The sequence below is a fragment of the Streptomyces sp. NPDC040622 genome (assembly GCF_055593965.1).
In genome coordinates, this window is record NZ_JBVIXD010000002.1 from 120831 (window position 1) to 139693 (window position 18863).

Genomic DNA, 18863 nt, shown 5'->3' on the forward strand with positions numbered 1-18863 from the left:
CGTCCGGCGCGCGCCGCCGCCCCCGGCGCGACGGCCGGGAACCGTCCCCGCCCCTCCCGCGTCACCCATGAGGCTGACGGATCATGGCACGGCCGTCGCGGTATCTCGCGCCGACCGTGTGGGAACCGTGTGGAAGTGGTCAGCGGCGGCTCTTCCGGCGGCACTTGCGCAAAGTGCCCCTATTCGCGTGCGCACACAATTGCCCCTCCCCGAGACCTGGGAACGGCATCGGAACCAGAGGTCGTGGATTGCGCGTGGATAACGATGAGAGGTGTGAGCTTCGCGATCTTTAACGCGCCTTGAGGGGCTTATGTGCTGCTGATACGGTGCGATGACTTGACACTGAGTCTGAGGCTGAATAGCCCGCCTGAGACCGGCGAGAGAGTCGCGAGTGTCGCAAATGATCGAAATTGACCGAATCTTCTTGGGTGTGCGGGGAGCAGTTGCGTGAAGATCCAGGAGCGTACGGGGGCGGGCAACAGCCGTTCCGCCGCACCGGCTCAGCCGGGAGTCGGTGAGCGCCTTCCCGCGCCGCCTCGCGAGCGCAAACCGGCACTTGCCGCACTCGCCGTCCTCCTCATCCTCGTCGGCGCGCTCGGCGCCACCGTGCTCGTGCTGCGCGCCGGTGACCGCATCGAGGTCGTCAAGGTGACCAAGCCCATCCAGGCCGGGGAGTCCGCCGTCGACGGCGAGAACATCACCGGCGTGATGGTCGCCGAGGACGACTCCATCAACTACATCCCGTACGAGCAGCGCGGCGCGCTCACCAAGCTCAAGGCCAAGAGCACCATCCCCGGCGGCACGGTCGCCGTCGGCGAGATGTTCGGCGCCAAGAGCGGGCTGCCGGCCGGAAAGGCCTCCGTCGGCCTCTCCCTCAAGGAGGGGCAGTACCCCTCCGACCTGAAGGTCGGCGACACCGTCTCCGTCTTCCCTGTCGTGTCCGGCACCTCCACCGGCAAGGGATCCAGCGGTGGCAGCTCCACGAGCGACACGCCCCTGGTCGCCAGCGCCAAGGTGAACACCATCACCAGCAAGAGCGACGCGACGGTCAGCACCGGCAACCAGAACATCACCCTGGTCGTCGCCCAGGAGGAGGTCGCGGCCCTGGCCAGCGCCGCCTCCGAGGGCAAGGCCGTCGTCGCCCGCGTCTCCGACGACAACAACTAAAGGCGAGTAAAAGAGACATGGCGCTCATCGCTCTCGCCGCCGACAAGGGGTCTCCCGGCGTCACCACGGCCGCGGTCGCACTCGCGGCCGTCTGGCCGCGTCGCGTCCTCGTGGCGGAGACCGACCCGGCCGGCGGCGACCTGGTCTACCGCAGTGCCGCCGCGCACGGTGGTCCGCTCAACCCCAACACCGGCATGCTCTCCATCGCGGCCACCGCCCGCCGCGGCCTCGTGCCCGACCAACTCTGGGACCACACCCAGCCGTTGAGCGGCGGGCTCGAAGTGCTCGTCGGGCTCGGCATCGCCGAGCAGGCCGCCGGCCTCGCGGGGATCTGGCCGACGCTCGGCCGCGCGTTCTCGCAGCTCGCCGACTCGCCGCACGCGCCCGCCGACGTCATAGCGGACTGCGGGCGGATCAGCGGAGACGGCCCGGCCGTCGAGCTGTTCCCGCACGCCGCGCTCGTGCTGCTCGTCTCGCGCACCGAGCCCGAGGCCATCGCCCGTGTCCGCGACCGCGCCGCGGCCCTCGCGGCCAAGCTGCACGGCGGCCCGCGTGGCGCGGCCTCGCTGGCGCAGCCCCTCATCGGCGTCCTCCTGATCGCGGACCCCGCGACGTCCGCGAAGCTCGTCCACCAGGTCAACGACATGCTGATGGCCGCGCAGACCGGCGCCCGCGTCGTGGGCACGCTCGCCGACGACCCGGCGGGCGCCGACCAGTTGGCCGGCCGCCGTCGCGGCCGCCTCGACAAGTCGCTGCTCATCCGCTCGGCGCGCAAGGTGACCGTCGACCTCTACCAGCAGTACGGCGCCGCCTGGACCAACCCCGTCGCGCAGCAGCCGGGGACGGGCCGATGACCACACCCGTCGATCACCAGCTCGTCAAGCGGTTCCGGCAGGACGCCGGTGACCGCATCGCCGAGCAGCGCCGGCTCGACCAGGTCTCCGGCGTCACCCCGATGTCGGGCGAGGACGAGCGGCACTACGCCCGTGCCGTCATCGCGCAGATCCTCGAGGAGTACGCGCGCACGGAGATCAACGCCGGGCGCACCCCCCTCGACGCGGAGACCGAGGAGCAGTACGCGGCCGCCGTGCACGCCGCGCTCTTCGGCGTCGGGCGGCTGCAGCCGCTGCTCGACAACCCCGAGGTCGAGAACATCGACATCAACGGCTGCGACCAGGTCTTCGTCGGATTCGCCGACGGCCGCGAGATCAAGGCCGACCCGGTCGCCGAGACCGACGAGGAGCTCGTCGAGCTCATCCAGGTCCTCGGTGCCTACTCGGGCCTGTCCTCGCGCCCCTTCGACTCCGCCAACCCCCAGCTCGACCTGCGGCTGCCCGACGGCTCGCGTCTGTCGGCCGTCATGGACGTCACGCGCCGCCCCGCGCTCTCCATCCGCCGCGCCCGCATGGGCAAGGTCTTCATGTCCGACCTCGTCGGCAACGGCACGCTGACGCCGGAGATCGGCCACTTCCTGGCCTGCGCGGTCCGCGCCCGCAAGAACATCATGATCGCCGGCGCGACCAACGCCGGAAAGACGACGCTGCTGCGTGCCCTGGCGAACGAGATCCCGACGCACGAGCGCCTGGTCACCGTCGAACGCGCCCTGGAGCTCGGCCTCGACACCTACGCGGACCTGCACCCCAACGTCGTGGCGTTCGAGGAGCGGCTGCCCAACTCCGAGGGCCAGGGCGAGATCTCGATGGCGGAGCTGGTGCGCAGGTCGCTGCGCATGAACCCGTCCCGCGTCATCGTCGGTGAGGTGCTCGGCGACGAGATCGTGACGATGCTGAACGCGATGTCGCAGGGCAACGACGGCTCGCTCTCCACGATCCACGCCAACAGCTCCAGCGAGGTCTTCAACCGCATCTCGACGTACGCGCTGCAGGCCACCGAGCGACTGCCCATCGAGGCGAGCCAGATGCTCGTCGCGGGAGCGGTCAACTTCGTCGTCTTCGTCCAGCGGCGCAACAACTACCAGTCCGGCGGCAAGCTCCAGCGCATGGTGACCTCGGTCCGCGAGGTCAACGGCGTCGACGGCCGCGTCCTGTCCAGCGAGGTCTTCGCGGAGGCCCCCGACGGACGGATCGTCGCGCACGCGCCGATCGCCTGCATGGACGACCTGGCCGCGTTCGGCTACCGCCCCGCCGGGCAATGGGGGTGAGCACGACATGAACTCACTGGGTTCCATGGGCGGCGTCTTCTCGCTGCCCGTCCTGTACGCACTGGGCTGCGGCGTCGCCGCGGGAGGCGGCCTCGCGCTGCTCGCGGTCGCCATCCGCGGCCTGCCGGCCAAGCCCGCGCACGAGAAGCACCGGGCGAGCGAGCGTGCGAGCGAACTGGTCCGCTTCGTCGGCCGCCGCGGCTCCGCGGCCATCGGCGTCGGCCTGGTCGTCCTGCTCCTCACCCGCTGGGCGGTGGCGGGCATCGCCTCCGGCATCCTCGTCTTCTTCTGGGACAAGCTGTTCGGCGGCGCCGCCGAGGAGCGCGCGCAGATGAAGCGCGTCGAGGCCCTCGCCGCCTGGACCGAATCGCTGCGCGACACCATCGCGGGCGCGGTCGGCCTGGAGCAGGCGATCCCCGCCTCCGCGCGGGCGGCCGCCCCGGTCCTCCGCCCCCACCTGGACGCCCTCGTCGACCGTCTGCGGGCGCGCACGCCGCTGCCCGAGGCCCTTCAGGTACTGGCCGACGAGATCGACGACGCCTCGGCCGACATCATCGTCGCCGCCCTGATCCTCAACGCCAAGCTGCGCGGCCCCGGCCTGCGCCAGGTCCTCGGCGCGCTCGCCAAGTCGGCGCGCGAGGAGGTCGACATGCGCCAGCGCGTGATGGCGCAGCGTGCCTCGACCCGCCGCTCGGTGCAGATCGTGGTCGCCGTCTCCATCGCCTTCGTCCTCGGCCTGTCCATCTTCAACCGCGAGTTCGTCGAGCCGTACGGCACGGCGGTCGGCCAGATCGTGCTCGCCATGGTCTGCGCCCTCTTCGCGCTCGGCTTCTGGTGGCTGCGGAAGCTGTCGACGGTCGAGACGCCGGACCGCTTCCTGGTCAAGGACGAGCCGGGCGTGCAGTTCGTACGTCCCCGGGGTCCCGGCGGCGCACCCGCCCCCGGCGGCCCCGCGCAGGCGCCGCAGTTCGGCAGGCCGGGTGACCCGCAGGTCCTGCCGGGCTACTCCAACCCGTCCGGTCACTCCAACCCGTCCGAGGGGGTACGCCGATGAGCCTGACGATGCCGGTGGTGATAGGCGCGATCCTCGGACTCGGCGTCTTCGCCCTCGTACGTGCCCTGATGCCGTCCAAGCGCAGCGCGGTCGCGACCGTCGCCCGCATCGACGCGATGCGGGCACGCGGCGCGGCCTACGAGTCGCAGCGGGCGACGTCCGACACGGAGAACCCGGGCCGCATCGGCACGATGCGTTCCCGCGTGGGCCTGCGCGTCGCCGAGTTCTACCTGCAGCAGGGCTGGGAACAGCGCTCGCTGCGCGCGGACCTCGCGGTCCTGGACCGCAGCTGGGAGAAGTTCCTGGCGACGAAGGTGCTGCTGGCCGCGGCCGGCGTGTTCTTCGGGCCGTTCCTCTTCGCCATCATCTGGACGCTCGGCTTCGGCAGCAGCCCGATCATCCCGGTGTGGCTCGCGCTGATGTTCGGCGCGCTCTTCTTCTTCCTGCCGGACCTGGAAGTACGCAGGGACGCGGCGGACAAGCGGCGCGACCTGCGCCGTGTCATCGGCGCCTATCTGGACCTGGTGTCGATGAGCCTCGCGGGCGGCCGCGGTCTCCCCGAGGCGCTCATGGCGGCGGCGGAAGTCTCCGACGGATGGGCGACGCAACGGATCCGAAGCGCTCTGGCCGACGCCCGCATCACCGGCGTCAGCCAGTGGCAGGCCCTCGGCTCGCTCGGCGAGGAACTCGGCGTCGAAGAGCTGAAGGACCTGTCGGCGTCCCTGGCGCTGGTGGCGGACGACGGCGCGAAGGTGCGCGAGTCCCTCGCCTCCCGCGCGGAGACGATGCGACACCGCGAACTGGCCGAGATCGAGGGCAGTGCGGGCGAGAAATCCCAGTCGATGCTGGTCGCGCAGCTGCTCCTGTGCGCGGGCTTCCTGGTCTTCCTCATCTTCCCGGCGGCGATGCGCGTGTTCCAGGTCTAGCGGCGCCGCGCCCGGCCGGGGCGCGGCGCGCGATCCCCGACGACGGTGCCGGACAAACGGGGCCCGGCGCCACTTCCCCCCACCACTCCTGAGAGGACAACTCATCATGAACGGACGGAACTTCAGTCACCCGGCTGTCGACTTCCTTGTGACCTTCCTGAGGACCCGCGTGGACCGCGCCCGCTCGGGCGAACTGGACCGCGGCGCGTCCGCGGTGGAGTGGGTCATCATCTCGGCGGTCGTCGTGGCGATCGTGGGGGTGGTGGCCGCGGTCATCAACGCCGCGCTCAAGGGCGGCGCCGACAAGGTGAGCGACTGCATCAAGGGTGCGGACGCCGGCAGCACCTGCTGACCCACGGCGACAACTGACCAGGTAACTGCCGAGCGGCAGTGTGAAAGGCGACGGGGTTCGAGTGCGGGGAACGCGTGGATTCGTACGCCGCAGGGTGGAGGCCGCCTCCACCCGCGGCGAATCCGGCATGACCGCGATCGAGTTCGTGCTGCTCACTCCGGTGCTGTTCTTCATGATCTTCGCGACCGTGCAGTTCGCGCTGTACTTCTTCGCGGATCATGTCGCCCAGGCCGCGGCCCAGGCGGGCGCGCGCAAGGCGCGCGCCACGGCCGACGAGAACGCGGGCGGCTGGCGCGGCGAGGCCCGTGACGTGGCCGACGCGTACATCCGCCAGCTCGGCCCGAAGCTGGTGCTCGGCCCGGACGTCAAGACGATCCAGCCGGAGCAGGACACGGTCGGCGTGGAGATCGAGGCCCGGGTCCCCACGGTCTTCCCCGGGCTCGACCTGACGGTGCACGCGGAGTCGTCGGGACCGGTGGAGCGGTTCGTCGAGGAGGGCGGCTGATGCGCACGGCGCGGGTCGTCGCACGGAAGCGGATCGAGGCGCTGCTCCGTGCCGGCGGCGACCGGGGGCTCTCCACCGTCGAGGTGGTGATCCTCGCCCCGGTGATGATCCTGTTCATCCTGGTCCTGGTGGCCTTCGGCCAGCTCGTCGACGGCCGGGGCGCCATCGACGGCGCGGCGCGCGACGCCGCGCGCGCGGGGTCGATCCAGAAGGAGCACGGCACGGCGCTCGCCGAGGCGCGCAAGGCGGCACGGGCCGACCTGGCCGACGTCTGCTCGGGCCCGGTCTCCGTCGTCCAGAAGAGCGCCGGCTTCGACGAGAAGGTCGACCCGTTCTTCACCGTCGAAGTCAGCTGTGAGGTCAGGGGACTCGCCATGCTCGGCCTGGACATCCCCACGACGCTGGAGGCGACCTTCAGCTCGCCGCTGGACCCGTACCGGAGGTCCGCGTGACCCGCCGCTCCGCCACACCCCCGCGCGACTGGATCGCCTCCCGCCGCGCGCACCTCGACGACCGCGGCTCGGGCGCGGGCGCCGTCATCATCTTCGCGATCGTCTTCCTCGCGCTCTCGGCGTTCGTCATCGACGGCGGGCTCTCCATCTCCAAGCGGGAGCGCGCCGCGGACATCGCGGAACAGGCCGCCCGCTACGCCGCGCAGGACCTCGAACTCGAGGACATCTACGAGGGTGCCAAGGGCGCGCCCATCAACTACGAGAACTGCGAGGCCCGGGTCAAGGCCTTCGTCCAGGAGGCAGGGCTCAAGGGCGCGGACGTGGCGAACACGCAGTGCGTGACCGCGAACCCGCAACAGGTCGAGGTCGAGGTCCAGATGACCTACAGCCCGGTGTTCACCGGCATGTTCTACGGCGGGGACGTGACGGTGAGAGGCCGGGCGGTCGCGGAGAACGAGGTCGGCTGAGCGGGGCGGCGGCCTCCGGCGGGGCCGGGGCTGGGTCCGTGAGCGTGGCCGAGGCCGAGGCGAGTGACGCACGTCAGGTGGCGGGTTGAACCACCGGCACCAAGGCGGAAGCGGCTACTTGCCGTCCCCCTTCCCCTTCCCGCCCTTCCCCTCATTCATCTTCACCGCGTCGTTGACCTTCTTGGCCAGGTCGTCGTCCAGCTTCTTGAATTCGCGGACGACCGCGTCGGACAGGTCCGCGAGCTGGTCCAGTTGTTGGCCGATGTCCTCGCGGCCGTCCTCCCAGTTGGACTCGAAGTCCTCCAGGGAGTCGTAGACGCCGCCGTCACCGATGTCGTCGCGGTAGGACTCGAAGGTCTTCTTCGTGCGGTTCATGCGGTCCTTGACGGAGCGCAGCCGGCTGCCGTAGTCCTCCAGGTCGGTGAGCGGGATCGTGAGGTCGCTCTTGCCCTTGCTGCCCATAGTGCTTTCCCCCTTGGGTAACGTCGGTGTTCGGCTCAGTGCCACTCGGCGGAAGACAGCGCGGCCGCCACGAAATCGTGCCCCGTCGTCACGGTCAGATCGCGCTGCCGCACTCTTCCCGCGATTCTCTCCCGGTCGAATTCCTTGAACTCGAAGAGGAAGTGTTCGGCGGTCGCGGGGCGGTCCAGAGGGAAGCCGTCCAGGTCCACCGACGAGTTCGCCCGGTCCGCCGCCAGGCAGAGGACCGACACGAAGAGGGGAAAGTGTTCCGCGTCGAGAAGCGGATCCGCGTCGCCGATGACACCCGCGATGCCCACGCGGTCCGTCACCGCCCCGCACAGATCGTCCAGGCAGTCCACCAAGGCGTCCCAGTTCCTGCCGTAGTAGCCGGGGAACCGGAGGGTCTGCGCGAACGCGCGGTGGATGCCCCGCTCGGTCAGCAGGTCGGACGCGGCGAAGTGGTGCACGCGGCCGCCCCGTGCGTCGAAGGCGGACAGCTGGCGCCGCGCGTCGGCGGAACCGGCGGGGACGAAAACGACCCAGGGCGGCGAGTTTCCGGTGATATCGAACCCGTCGGAACAGCTGAGCTCGTTCCGGCTCTCGTTCATTTCGGTGTCTTCGGTATCTATGGGGTCTTTGACGCGTTTGGTGACACCCACCTGAATTCCCCCTCCCCAAGTGCTGTTCTCGGTGCCGTTCTCAAGTGCCGTTCTCGCCGGGTCAATGCCCCAGTTCGCGTTGCATGGTATCCGCCCCCTGCCGTCCCCTCTTGTGAATCTCCAGGGTCAGAAGGGTCAGAGAGGCGGGGGCGGCCCATCCGTACCGGAACTGTGACGAGAGTCCTTTCGTCCGCTTTCCGAGTCCTCGAACCTGAGGTACAACAGGCCTCCGATCAGCCGGAGGTGGGCGGAGCCGGGCGGTAATCAATGGGGGAGAGAATCGGGCCTTTGGGGCGTGACGGCAGTAACCGGGCGGGCCTCTCCGCGTCCGCCCCTGTCTGACCTCCGGCCCCTTCCGTACCATCACCTCGGTAGGCTCACCCGACCCCTGTACCGACCCTCATCCCGGCCCTTCACCCGACCATCCACTCCTCCCCACAGGACACCAGGACACCCGCCATGGCGCGCACCACCTCACGCTCGACGAGCCCGCCGAACCCGCAGTCTCCGCGGAACCGGACGCCGCAGCCGTTGCCGCGGCGCCGGCGCAGTTTCGGGGACTTCGTCAAGGCCTTCTTCGCCTTCGTCGCGTTGGCCGTGCTCCTCGTCGGCGTGCCCGGGGCCCTCGCGGTCTTCGTGGGGTGGCCGTTGCCGGGCGGCGCGCCGTCGCTGGACTGGCTGCAGCAGGAGATCACCGTCAGCACGTTCATCAATGTGCTGACCGTCGTCGTCTGGTTCGCCTGGGCGCAGTTCACCGCCTGTGTGCTCGTCGAGATAAAGGCCGCGCTCTCCGGGGTCGGGATTCCGGGGCGGGTGCCGGGGGCCGGCGGCAGTCAGATGCTCGCGCGGCAACTGGTCGCCGCCGTCCTGCTCGTGGGCGCCACCGCGGCCAGCTTCGCGCCGGGGCTCTCGCAGTTCGGGCAGTCGCTGGAGGGGAACCAGAAGCCCGCGTCCGCCGCCTCCGCCCAGCAGACCCCGGGTCTCTTCGGGCAGGAGCAGCAACAGCAGGCCGCCATGGCCGCCGACGCGCTCGCCGCGCAGGCCGACCGGGCCGCCGCGCACGCCGACGGCGGCGGGCAGCAGGCCGGGGACACGAAGTACTACCGGATCCAGCCGCCCGAGGGGCGCCACCACGACTCCCTGTGGGAGGTGGCGGAGCGGCACCTGGGCGACGGCCGCCGGTACAAGGAGATCTACCAGCTCAACAAGGACCGTGAGCAGCCCGACGGTTCGCGGCTCTCCGAGGCCAGCCTCATCCGGCCCGGCTGGATCATGGAGATGCCCGCGGACGCGCACGGCGGTGAGCTCGTCGAGATGCCCGACGAGGCGCCCAAGGTGTCCAAGGACGTCAAGGAGCAGATCTCCGACTACTCCAGGACCGGCGACCACCAGCAGGGCAGCGACGGCCGGCAGGGCGGCAACGAAGGCAGCGGCGGCCAGCAGGGCGGCAGCTCCGTCGACCGCGACACCGCGCACATCGTCCTTCCCGAACAGCGGCCCGGCACCCCCGAGACGCCCGCCATGCCGCAGGCCCCGGCCACCCCCGACGCCCCTGCGGCCGAGGCGCCCGCCGCCCACGGCAGCGACTCCGAGGGCTCCGGCTTCGGGCTGCCCCAGGCGCTCCTCGGCGCGCCTCTCCTCGCCGCCGGCCTGCTCGGCGCGCTCGGCCGCCGCCGTCGGCACGCCCTGTGGCAGTCGGCCATGGGCGCGGTCGGCGGACGCGGCGGCATGCAGCCGCCGACGCCGACCGGTTCGGCCGCCGACGCGCAGGACGCGCTGCTCGTGGGCGCCGACCCCGAGGGCGTACGGCTGCTCGACCTGTCGCTGCGCGGCCTCGCCGCCGCGCTCGCGGAGGAGAACCGCGCGCTGCCGACCGTGTACGCGGCCTGGCTGAGCAACGGCGACCTGCACCTGCAGCTGGCGCAGCCCGCGGGCCGGCCGCCGGCGCCCTGGCAGCTGGGGCAGGACCAGACGTTCTGGATGCTGGCGCGCACCGACGCCGAGCGGTACGACGAGGTCGACACCGCCGCGCCCTACCCGGGGCTCGTCAGCCTCGGCACCCTCGACGACTCGCGGCTGCTCCTCAACCTGGAGTCCGTGCCCGGCATCGTCTCGCTGAGCGGCAGCGCGGCCGACCGCGCCGCCGTCTTCGCCTCGGTCGCCGCGGAGCTCGCCACCAACGGCTGGTCGGACCGCATGACCATCACCGTCGTCGGCTTCGGCCAGGACCTCACGCCGCTCGCGCCCAACCGGCTGCGGCACCTGGAGGACGTCGAGGCGCTCATCGAGACCATGGAGGCCGAGACGCGGCAGCGGCGCGGCGCGCTCGGCGCCGCGGGACACGACTCCGTGCTCACCGGCCGCACCGGCCCCGCCCAGCACACCCGCTGGGCACCGCACCTCGTGCTGCTCGCCGCCGAGCCGAGCGCCGAGGACGCCGTCAAGCTCGCCGAACTCGCGGCCGACGCGAGCCGGCTGGGCATCGGCTACCTGGTCGGTACGGAGTCCGGGGACCTGCCCGGCGCCGCCTGGCAGATGGAGATCACCCGCGACGGCAGGCTCCTCGCGCCGCTGCTCGGGCTCGAACTGGCCGCGCAGTCGCTGCCCGAGGCCCAGCAGCGCGCCGTCGTACAGCTGTTCACGGAGGCGGACCCGGCGAGCGCGGGCAGCCCCGCGGGCCCCGGCGACGGACCCTCCGGAGCCGCGCCGCCGTTCCTCGTCGACGTCACCGAGCAGGGGCGGCCCGCGGTCTACGCCCGCCTCGTCGGGACGTACGAGATCATCGGCCTGGAGACGCCGGACGGCGAGCGCAGCCCGCTGATGCACGAGGCGCTTGCCCTGCTGCTCCTGCACCGCGAGGGAGTGCACCCTCGCGTGCTCGCCTCCGCGCTGTGGCCGCGCGGCGTCACCGAGGACGTGCGCGACGCGCTCGTCGAGCGGCTGCGCGAGTGGCTCGGCACCGAGCCCGACGGATCGCCGCGGCTGCGCGTCGACGGGACCGGCCGGCTCACGCTCGCCAAGTCCGTCGTCTCCGACCTCGACGTGCTGCGCTCGCTGTACCACGAGGCCACGCAGGGGCGCGGGTCCGGCAACCGCGCCGTGCGCGGGCGGATGCTCACGGACGCGCTGGTCCTGGTGCGCGGCCCGCTCCTCGCCGACCGGCCGCAGGGCCGCTACGGCTGGCTCACGCACGAGATCATCGACGCCCAGCTGCCGCTGCTCGTCGCCGACATCGGTCTCGCGCTGTCCGAGTTCCACCTGGAGAAGGGGCGCGCGGAGAAGGCCATCGAGGCCCTCGACGCCGCGCTGGGCTCCGCGCCCGGCGACGAGCGCCTGTGGAACGAGCTGCTCAGGGCCACCCACGCCACGGACGACCCGGCCCGGCTCCAGCAGGTCGCCGCGGACCTCATCGCCCGCAGCGGCGCCCGCGGCCTGCCGCCCCGCACCGAGGCCCTCCTGGACGAACTGCTCCCGACCTGGCGCAACGGCCTCACGGCGGTCGGCTGAGGGAGTGAGGTGGGGGGCGGGGTCCTGCTGACGGCACACCGCCCCCCCACGACCCCCGCCACCATCCACGGAAAGTCACGGAAAGTCATAGCCCTTGCTCCCCGTCCTCATCCTCGTCGGCGCCCTCTGGGGCGCCCTCGCCGGACTCTTCGTGCCGCGCGCCGCCTACCGGCTGTCCGTGCCGCCCGGCGAGCCGTGGCGGGCGAAGAGCCCGGCGGGGCGGCCGCTGACGTCGTGGGCCGGGCTCGCCCGGTGCCCGGGGGAGGGCTGGTACGGCCCGCGGACCACCGGCACCGTCCTCACGACCGCCCTCGTCTGCGCCGCGCTCGCGGCGGCCACCGGGACGCGGCCCGAGCTGGGCGCCTGGCTGCTGCTCGCGCCCTTCGGCGTGCTGCTCGCCGTCGTCGACTTCGCCGTGCACCGGCTGCCCGACGCGCTCACGCTGCCCCTCTCCGGCGCCGCGCTCGCGCTGCTGGGGGCGGTCACGTTCCTGCCCGAGCAGGGCGGCTCGTGGTTCGGGGCGCTCTACGGGGCACTCGCGCTCGCGGGCGGCTATTTCGTGCTCTTCCTCATCAACCCGAACGGCATGGGCTTCGGCGACGTGAAGCTGGCCCTGTGCCTGGGCGCGGTGCTCGGCTGGTACGGGTGGGGCGTGCTGCTGCTCGGGACGTTCGCCGGATTCCTGCTGGCGTCGCTGTACGGCACCGGCCTCGTCATCGCCCGCAAGGCCGGGCGCAAGACGGCGATCCCGTTCGGCCCGTTCCTGATCTCGGGCGCGTTCGTCGGGCTGCTCATCGGGGCGTACGCGGCTTGAGCCCACGTCGGACGGCCGATGCCCCTGGCGTACGCTGGCTTGGTCCGTCCACAACCCTTACGAAAGGGACGCCCCGGTGACCGAGAAGGCCGACCTTCAGTCCGTCCTCGACCGTGCCGCCGCAGGTGGGCGGATCACCCCGGAAGAGGCACTCGACCTCTACCGCGACGCCCCGCTGCACGCGCTCGGCGCCGCCGCCGACGCCATCCGCCGCCGGCGCTACGCCGGTACGGAGCACATCGCGACGTACATCATCGAGCGCAACATCAACTACACGAACGTCTGCGTGACGGCGTGCAAGTTCTGCGCCTTCTACGCCGCTCCCAAGGACACCAAGAAGGGCTGGAGCCGCGACCTCGACGACATCCTGCGCCGCTGCGCGGAGACCGTCGAGCTGGGCGGCACCCAGATCATGTTCCAGGGCGGACACCACCCGGACTACGGCGTCGAGTACTACGAGAAGCACTTCGCGGCGATCAAGAAGGACTTTCCCCAGCTGGTCATCCACTCCCTCGGCGCCTCCGAGGTCGAGCACATGGCCCGGATCTCCAAGGTCTCCGTCGAGGAGGCGATCCAGCGCATCAACGCGGCGGGCCTCGACTCCTTCGCGGGCGCGGGCGCCGAACTGCTCCCGGCTCGCCCCCGCAAGGCGATCGCCCCGCTCAAGGAGTCCGGCGAGCGCTGGCTGGAGATCATGGAGATCTCCCACAACCTGGGCGTGGAGTCCACCTCCACCATGCTCATGGGCACCGGCGAGACGAACGCCGAACGCATCGAGCACCTGCGCATGATCCGTGACGTGCAGGACCGCACGGGCGGCTTCCGCGCCTTCATCCCGTACACGTACCAGCCCGAGAACAACCACCTCAAGGGCCGTACGCAGGCGACGATCTTCGAGTACATCCGCATGATCGCCATCGCCCGGATCTTCCTCGACAACGTCGCCCACATCCAGGGTTCCTGGCTGACCACCGGCAAGGAGGCCGGCCAGCTGACCCTGCACTACGGCGCGGACGACCTCGGCTCGGTGATGCTGGAGGAGAACGTGGTCTCCTCGGCCGGCGCCAAGCACCGCAACAACCTGCGCGACATGATCGACATGATCCGCACCGCGGACCGGGTCCCGGCCCAGCGCGCCACGACGTACGAGCACCTCGTCGTGCACGACGACCCGGCGAACGACCCCGTCGACGACCGCGTCGCCTCGCACATCTCCTCCACGGCGATCGAGGGCGGCACGGCCCACCCGGAGCTGAAGCTCCTCGCCACCAACTGAGCCCGTCTTGCTGACACTTCACGTCGCCGAACGCTCGCAGGAGACGGCGGTCCTGGCCGACGGCGCGATCATCGCCGCCGTCGGCCCCTACGAGGACCTGGCCGCCGCCCACCCCGCGGCCCGCGTCCGGAACTGGCCCGGCATCCTCACGCCGGGCCTGCTCAACCCGTACGGCCCCGAGCTGCTGGAGGCCACCTACCACCCCGACCCGCGCGAGGCCGACCGGCTCGGTACGGAGCCCATCGGCGGCGAGCGCGCGCGGGCGATCTTCCGCGCCGACCCGTCCCGCCTCGGCGCGAGCGCCCGGCGGGGCGTGCAGCGGCTCCTGGCGCACGGCACGGTGGCGGTGGCGGGCGAACTCCGCGCCCGCCCGGTCCTGGACGCGATCCGCAGAGCGGGCCTGGCAGTAGGCGCCCGCCCACCCCGACTCCCGGGCCCCCCGTCCCTCTCCCCGACCCCCCTGGTCCTGCTCCCCCCTCTGACGCAGGGCGCCCCGGCCCGCTTCGCGATCTTCGACGTGCCGGACAGACCAGCCCTGGTGAACCAGGGCCCGACCACCTGCGTGGCAACGGTGATGGCAGGCCGCCTGGTCTACCGCACCCGCTGAGCCCGTCCAGGGCCGCGGGCAACGCACGACGACCCGAGGTCGCGAGCGGAACGGAGGCGAGGGGAGGGCCCGCAGGGCGCCTCCCGGGGGCGCGGGGAACGCACCACGGCGGGGCGGTTTGGGCGGACGTTCAGGCGAGGGGTGGCGCCCGCAGGGCAGCTGCCGGGGGCGCGGGCAACGCACGACGACCTGTAGCCGCGAGCGGGGCGGTTGGGGGCAGGCGCGGAGGCGAGGGGGTGGCGCCCGCAGGGCAGTTGCCGGGGGTGCGGGGAACGGCGCGGGCAACCCACCACGACCCGCGGTCGCGAGCGGGGCGGTTGGGGGCGGACGTGCAGGCGAGGGGTGGCGCCCGCAGGGCAGCTGCCGGGGGCGCGGGGAACGGCGCGAGCAACGCACGACGACCTGTAGCCGCGAGCCGGGCGGTTGGGGGCAGACGCGGAGGCGAAGGGAGGGCCCGCAGGGCGCCTCCCGGGGGTGCGGGGAACGGCGCGAGCAACGCACGACGACCTGTAGCCGCGAGCCGGGCGGTTGGGGGCAGGCGCGGAGGCGAGGGGGTGGCGCCCGCAGGGCAGCTGCCGGGGGCGCGGGGAACGGCGCGAGCAACCCACCACGACCCGCACCCGCCGACAGAACGGCAAGCGGCAGAACCCCGGGCGGAAAAGCCCGCCGCAGGCGACAAGGCGGCGCCCAAGACAGAAGACCGGCCTGACACAATGGGCCGGGTGACCCGCGCATCCTTGGAAAAGCAGCCGCACGAAGTCGCCACGATGTTCGACGACGTGGCGGAACGGTACGACCTCACCAACGACGTGCTCTCCCTCGGCCAGGCCCGCCTCTGGCGCAAGGCGGTCGCCAAGGCGGTCGACGCGCGCCCCGCGCAGAAGGTCCTCGACCTCGCGGCCGGCACCGCCACCTCCTCGCAGCCCTTCGCGCAGGCCGGCGCGTACGTCGTGCCCTGCGACTTCTCGCTCGGCATGCTGCGCGTCGGCAAGGAGCGCCACCCGTGGATGCCGTTCACGGCGGGCGACGGCACGAAGCTGCCGTTCAAGGACGACACGTTCGACGCCGTCACCATCTCCTTCGGGCTGCGCAACATCCAGGACACGGGCGCCGCCCTGCGCGAGCTGTACCGGGTGACGAAGCCGGGCGGCCGGGTCGTGATCTGCGAGTTCTCGCACGCGACGTGGGGCCCGTTCCGGACGGTCTACGAGGAGTACCTGATGCGCGCGCTGCCGCCGGTCGCGCGTGCCGTGTCCTCGAACCCCGACGCGTACGTCTATCTCGCCGAGTCGATCCGCTCCTGGCCCGACCAGCCGGCGCTCGCCGCCCTGCTGAAGGACGCGGGCTGGTCGAAGGTGGCGTGGCGGAACCTGACGGGCGGCGTCGTGGCGCTGCACCGCGGCTTCAAGCAGGCCTGAGCGAACGGGGCCGCGCGCACGCCCGTGTAACGCCCCCGCGTAACGCTACGGTCGAGAACAGGGATCCCGCTCGGACGGGAACCAGCAGACGGGCAAGATATGTCCGTTGTAACGACCCGGGCCGCAACCTTATGCGTCCCTTACGGGTCGGTCCTGTTACTGCTGGTGTCACCCTGGACTGACGGAGCGATTCGATGGCGTCGTACTGCCCACACTGTGGGGCCTCCGCTCCCGAAGAGGCCCGCTTCTGCATGAAGTGCGGCAAGGAACGCCGCACGGATCCGGAGCCGGCGGACACCCCGCCGACCCCGCCCACCCAGGCCGACGCCCCCGCGGCGACAGCCTCCGCACCACCCGCACCACCAGCCTCCCCACCGCCTCTCGCCCCACCGCCCCTCACCCCGCCCCCGCTCACCCCACCCCCAGCCGCCGCACCCTCCCCCCTCGGCGCCTTCGTCGGGCGGACGTTCCGCGGTGACTGGGTCGGTTCCGTGCAGGCCGCGCTGTGGCCCGTCGTGCTGCTCCTGATCGGGGCCGTCACGCTGGCGATCCCGATGTACGGGCAGGACGACGAGGCCGTCGTCGGCTTCACCGACCGGCTGCGGATCAGCCTCGCGCTGCTGCTCCAATCGGTGGGCGGCGGCTTCGAGTTGTCGGGTCACGAGGAGGGGCCGGGCCTCGGCGGGACCGACAGCCTGGGGTCGGGTTCGGACGGTCTGGGGCTGGGGTCGGACAGCCTGGGGACGGGGTCGGACGGTTCGGAGTCCGCGCTCGAAGGCACCGCCTCCCTGCACTTCGTCCCGCTCACCATGACCGTGCTGTGGATCGTGGCCCTGGTCATCGGCGTACGCGTCCTGCGCAACCGCCTCGTGGCACGGGGCGCGGGGCAGCCCGGCGGCACGGCGGGGCTCGAAGCGGCCGTCCGCGTGGCGCTGCTGGTGACCGTGGGCGTCCTCGCGCTCGCGCTCCTCGCGCAGCCCGAGATCGAGGGCATCGAGCTGTCGTCGTCCCCGGTGCTCGCCGCGCTGGGCGCGCTGCTGCTCGGACTCGCCGTCTCCTGCGGGGTGTTGCACCGGGCCGACCTGGGCCACTGGGTGGCGGCCAGGCCGGGTGCGCGGTCTGTCATCCGGGCCACCGGCACCGCCGTGCGCGCCCTCGCCGTCGTGCTCGCGCTCTGCTCGGTCGTCGCCTTCATCAGCCTCGCCCAGGTCGACGACCTGGCGAGGATCACCGACCTCGACGACACCGACGTGTCGCCGCTCCTGGTCGCACTCCTCGTCCTGCCGAACCTCGCGGTCACGGCGCTCGGCATCGGCTGGGGCGCGGGCGCGGAGGTGTCGGTGAGCGGCAGCAGCTCGGCGTACGGCAGCGGGAGCGGGAGCAGGTCCTTCGGCCTCTCCGAGCTGGGTGACGTCACCAACGACTGGGCGATCGTGGGCGCGTTGGCGCTCGGCCTGGTCTGCGCGCTGACCCTCGGCGTGCTCGCCGCACGGCGCTGCGCGGGCCGAGGTGAGCAACTCCTCGCCGCCGGTGTGTTCTTCGGGCTCTTCCTGCTGCTCGCCGGGTTCAGCGGCATCGGTGTAGAGCTCTCCGGCCAGGCGCTGGAGGGGAGTTCGGGGCTCGGCGGGTCCGGTGGCAGCGGGTCCGGCAGCGTGGAGGCGGGGATCGACGTCCCCGAGGTGCTGCTGTTCGGGCTGCTGTGGATCGTCCCGGCGGCGCTGCTCGGTCCGTTCCTGCTGCAGATGGCCGGGCAGCGGGGCGTCGGATCCGCCGCTCCCGCGTACGCGCCGCTCGTTCCCCCGCAGGCGCAGGCGCAGGCGCAGGCGCAGGCGCAGGCGCAGGCGCAGGCGCAGGCGGTCGTGGCGGTGGCGCTCGCGGACAGCGCCTCGGAAAACCTTGCCGCCGCGAGCACCTCGGCCGCCGGTGCCGAGGAGCCCGCGCCCGGGAGCGCTGGGAGCCCTGCCAGTCCCGGGAGCCCCGCCAACCCCGGAAGCCCCGTCGGCCCCGGGACCCCCAAAGCCCCCGAGAGCCCCGCGGAAGCCGCCTCGTACGAGACCCAGTGCGCGCCCGGCGGTCCGGGCACGCCTCCGCCCGGCGTCCCGGGCCCGCCCCCGCCCGGCCCCCCGGGCACACCCCCGTCCGGCACGCCGGCGCCCTCGTACTCCCCGGGGACCACCCCCGCGTACGACCCGCACACCTACCACCTCGGCCCGCAGCCGCCCGCCGCCAAGAGGCGTGGTCCGGCCGGGGTCTGGGTGGCCACGCTCGCCGGGGCCCTCGTCCTCGGCGGTGGCGCGGCGGCCGGGATCCTGCTCTGGCAGGACAGCGGTGACGACAAGGCGGACGGCACGGGCAAGGACGACAGGCCCGCCGTCAGCCGGTCCCAGGAGCCGAACGGCGGGACGAGCCAGGAACCGACCCAGGAGCCGAGTCCGCTGGTGTCGCCGAGCCCGGAGACGGGCGGCAGCACGGAGCCCGGGGCGACCGAAGGCTCGGACGTCCCCGCGGGCTCGGAGCGGGTGACGGACCAGGAGGGCTTCTCGTTCGCGGTGCCCGAGGGGTGGAGCCGTCAGGCCGTCAACCCCGAGCGCCCCGGACAGATCACCTATGCGGGGTCGACCGGACGCGAGGAGTTCCTCGTCGGCGTCGTCACGGACGCGCGCTACACCTCGTACGAGAACTTCACGAACATCGAGAAGCACACCAAGTCCGCCCCGGACAAGTCGGACTACACGCGCATCCGGCTGGAGGAGAACACTTTCAAGGGGCAGGACGGCGCGTACTGGGAGTACACGTACACCGACAAGTCGGGCCGCGCGATCCACGCCGTCAACCAGAGTTACGTCGCACAGAACGGCACGGAGTACGCGATCCAGCTCTCCTGGCGCGAGAACTTCTGGCCGGCCGGCGAGGGGGCGAGGACGCACGCCACCGCGCTGGACACATGGCGTCTCACGGACTGAGGACGGCTGACGGCGGCCCGCCGGCCCCGGGGGAACCCGGCCCCGGGGGAACCCCGGGCCGGCGGGCACGGCG

Annotated in this window: 17 protein-coding genes; 15 read left to right on the forward strand and 2 right to left on the reverse strand. The window is 72.3% G+C overall.

The window, feature by feature from the left end; translation table 11 throughout:
- Window positions 1–447: 447 nt before the first annotated feature.
- From ACZ592_RS04925 to ACZ592_RS04965, 9 genes are all read left to right on the forward strand, one after another.
- Window positions 448–1167 carry a hypothetical protein gene (locus ACZ592_RS04925; protein ID WP_471580117.1) on the forward strand — a complete coding sequence of 240 codons (720 nt, stop codon included), beginning with the start codon at window positions 448–450 and terminating at the stop codon, window positions 1165–1167.
- 17 nt (window positions 1168–1184) lie between these two features.
- The gene (locus tag ACZ592_RS04930; protein ID WP_471580118.1) at window positions 1185–2021 is read left to right on the forward strand and encodes a hypothetical protein; all 837 of its coding nucleotides are present in this window, start codon (window positions 1185–1187) and stop codon (window positions 2019–2021) included.
- Entirely contained in the window at window positions 2018–3328 is a 1311-nt protein-coding gene (locus ACZ592_RS04935) for a CpaF family protein (protein WP_471580119.1), read from the forward strand. The genes ACZ592_RS04930 and ACZ592_RS04935 overlap by 4 nt, the downstream gene beginning before the upstream one ends.
- A 7-nt stretch (window positions 3329–3335) precedes the next feature.
- A complete protein-coding gene (locus ACZ592_RS04940; protein WP_471580120.1) occupies window positions 3336–4382 on the forward strand; it encodes a type II secretion system F family protein in 1047 nt (348 codons plus the stop codon).
- On the forward strand, window positions 4379–5308 hold the full coding sequence (locus ACZ592_RS04945; RefSeq protein ID WP_471580121.1) for a type II secretion system F family protein: 930 nt from the start codon (window positions 4379–4381) through the stop codon (window positions 5306–5308). The genes ACZ592_RS04940 and ACZ592_RS04945 overlap by 4 nt, the downstream gene beginning before the upstream one ends.
- Before the next feature lie 106 nt (window positions 5309–5414).
- Window positions 5415–5660 carry a hypothetical protein gene (locus ACZ592_RS04950; protein WP_471580122.1) on the forward strand — a complete coding sequence of 82 codons (246 nt, stop codon included), beginning with the start codon at window positions 5415–5417 and terminating at the stop codon, window positions 5658–5660.
- A 127-nt stretch (window positions 5661–5787) separates the two neighbouring features.
- The gene (locus tag ACZ592_RS04955) at window positions 5788–6165 is read left to right on the forward strand and encodes a TadE family protein (protein WP_471580123.1); all 378 of its coding nucleotides are present in this window, start codon (window positions 5788–5790) and stop codon (window positions 6163–6165) included.
- Window positions 6165–6617 (forward strand): TadE/TadG family type IV pilus assembly protein, encoded by a 453-nt coding sequence (locus ACZ592_RS04960; protein ID WP_471580124.1) that lies wholly within the window; start codon window positions 6165–6167, stop codon window positions 6615–6617. Before ACZ592_RS04955 ends, ACZ592_RS04960 begins: the two co-directional genes overlap by 1 nt.
- Window positions 6614–7084 (forward strand): TadE/TadG family type IV pilus assembly protein, encoded by a 471-nt coding sequence (locus ACZ592_RS04965; protein ID WP_471580125.1) that lies wholly within the window; start codon window positions 6614–6616, stop codon window positions 7082–7084. The genes ACZ592_RS04960 and ACZ592_RS04965 overlap by 4 nt, the downstream gene beginning before the upstream one ends.
- A 114-nt stretch (window positions 7085–7198) precedes the next feature.
- On the opposite strand, the gene ACZ592_RS04970 is transcribed toward ACZ592_RS04965, so the two are convergent.
- Both ACZ592_RS04970 and ACZ592_RS04975 read right to left on the reverse strand, forming a co-directional pair.
- The gene (locus tag ACZ592_RS04970; RefSeq protein ID WP_471580126.1) at window positions 7199–7546 is read right to left on the reverse strand and encodes a hypothetical protein; all 348 of its coding nucleotides are present in this window, start codon (window positions 7544–7546) and stop codon (window positions 7199–7201) included.
- A gap of 35 nt (window positions 7547–7581) precedes the next feature.
- Complete coding sequence (locus ACZ592_RS04975; RefSeq protein WP_471580127.1) at window positions 7582–8205, reverse strand: barstar family protein; 624 nt, start codon at window positions 8203–8205, stop codon at window positions 7582–7584.
- A gap of 459 nt (window positions 8206–8664) precedes the next feature.
- Here ACZ592_RS04975 and ACZ592_RS04980 point away from each other — a divergent pair, with 459 nt between their 5' ends.
- From ACZ592_RS04980 to ACZ592_RS05005, 6 genes are all read left to right on the forward strand, one after another.
- Window positions 8665–11712, forward strand: coding sequence for a BTAD domain-containing putative transcriptional regulator (locus tag ACZ592_RS04980; RefSeq protein WP_471580128.1), 3048 nt, complete (start codon window positions 8665–8667; stop codon window positions 11710–11712).
- Between the two features lie 94 nt (window positions 11713–11806).
- A complete protein-coding gene (locus ACZ592_RS04985; RefSeq protein ID WP_471580129.1) occupies window positions 11807–12526 on the forward strand; it encodes a prepilin peptidase in 720 nt (239 codons plus the stop codon).
- 76 nt (window positions 12527–12602) lie between these two features.
- The gene (gene mqnC / locus ACZ592_RS04990) at window positions 12603–13802 is read left to right on the forward strand and encodes a cyclic dehypoxanthinyl futalosine synthase (protein WP_471580130.1); all 1200 of its coding nucleotides are present in this window, start codon (window positions 12603–12605) and stop codon (window positions 13800–13802) included.
- A gap of 7 nt (window positions 13803–13809) precedes the next feature.
- Complete coding sequence (locus ACZ592_RS04995) at window positions 13810–14409, forward strand: imidazolonepropionase-like domain-containing protein (RefSeq protein ID WP_471580131.1); 600 nt, start codon at window positions 13810–13812, stop codon at window positions 14407–14409.
- Window positions 14410–15131: 722 nt separating this feature from the next.
- A complete protein-coding gene (locus ACZ592_RS05000; RefSeq protein ID WP_471580132.1) occupies window positions 15132–15827 on the forward strand; it encodes a demethylmenaquinone methyltransferase in 696 nt (231 codons plus the stop codon).
- Between the two features lie 194 nt (window positions 15828–16021).
- A complete protein-coding gene (locus ACZ592_RS05005) occupies window positions 16022–18790 on the forward strand; it encodes a zinc ribbon domain-containing protein (RefSeq protein ID WP_471580133.1) in 2769 nt (922 codons plus the stop codon).
- Window positions 18791–18863 lie beyond the last annotated feature (73 nt).

What these genes read in the sequence shown, in the direction of transcription:
- ACZ592_RS04945 (WP_471580121.1), top strand. Translation starts at nt 4,379, where the DNA reads ATGAGCCTGACGATGCCGGTGGTGATAGGCGCGATCCTCGGACTCGGC.
- ACZ592_RS04950 (WP_471580122.1), top strand. Translation starts at nt 5,415, where the DNA reads ATGAACGGACGGAACTTCAGTCACCCGGCTGTCGACTTCCTTGTGACC.
- ACZ592_RS04970 (WP_471580126.1), bottom strand. Translation starts at nt 7,546, where the DNA reads ATGGGCAGCAAGGGCAAGAGCGACCTCACGATCCCGCTCACCGACCTG.
- ACZ592_RS04980 (WP_471580128.1), top strand. Translation starts at nt 8,665, where the DNA reads ATGGCGCGCACCACCTCACGCTCGACGAGCCCGCCGAACCCGCAGTCT.
- ACZ592_RS05005 (WP_471580133.1), top strand. Translation starts at nt 16,022, where the DNA reads ATGGCGTCGTACTGCCCACACTGTGGGGCCTCCGCTCCCGAAGAGGCC.
- ACZ592_RS04940 (WP_471580120.1), top strand. Translation starts at nt 3,336, where the DNA reads ATGAACTCACTGGGTTCCATGGGCGGCGTCTTCTCGCTGCCCGTCCTG.
- ACZ592_RS04960 (WP_471580124.1), top strand. Translation starts at nt 6,165, where the DNA reads ATGCGCACGGCGCGGGTCGTCGCACGGAAGCGGATCGAGGCGCTGCTC.
- ACZ592_RS04955 (WP_471580123.1), top strand. Translation starts at nt 5,788, where the DNA reads ATGACCGCGATCGAGTTCGTGCTGCTCACTCCGGTGCTGTTCTTCATG.
- ACZ592_RS04930 (WP_471580118.1), top strand. Translation starts at nt 1,185, where the DNA reads ATGGCGCTCATCGCTCTCGCCGCCGACAAGGGGTCTCCCGGCGTCACC.
- ACZ592_RS04935 (WP_471580119.1), top strand. Translation starts at nt 2,018, where the DNA reads ATGACCACACCCGTCGATCACCAGCTCGTCAAGCGGTTCCGGCAGGAC.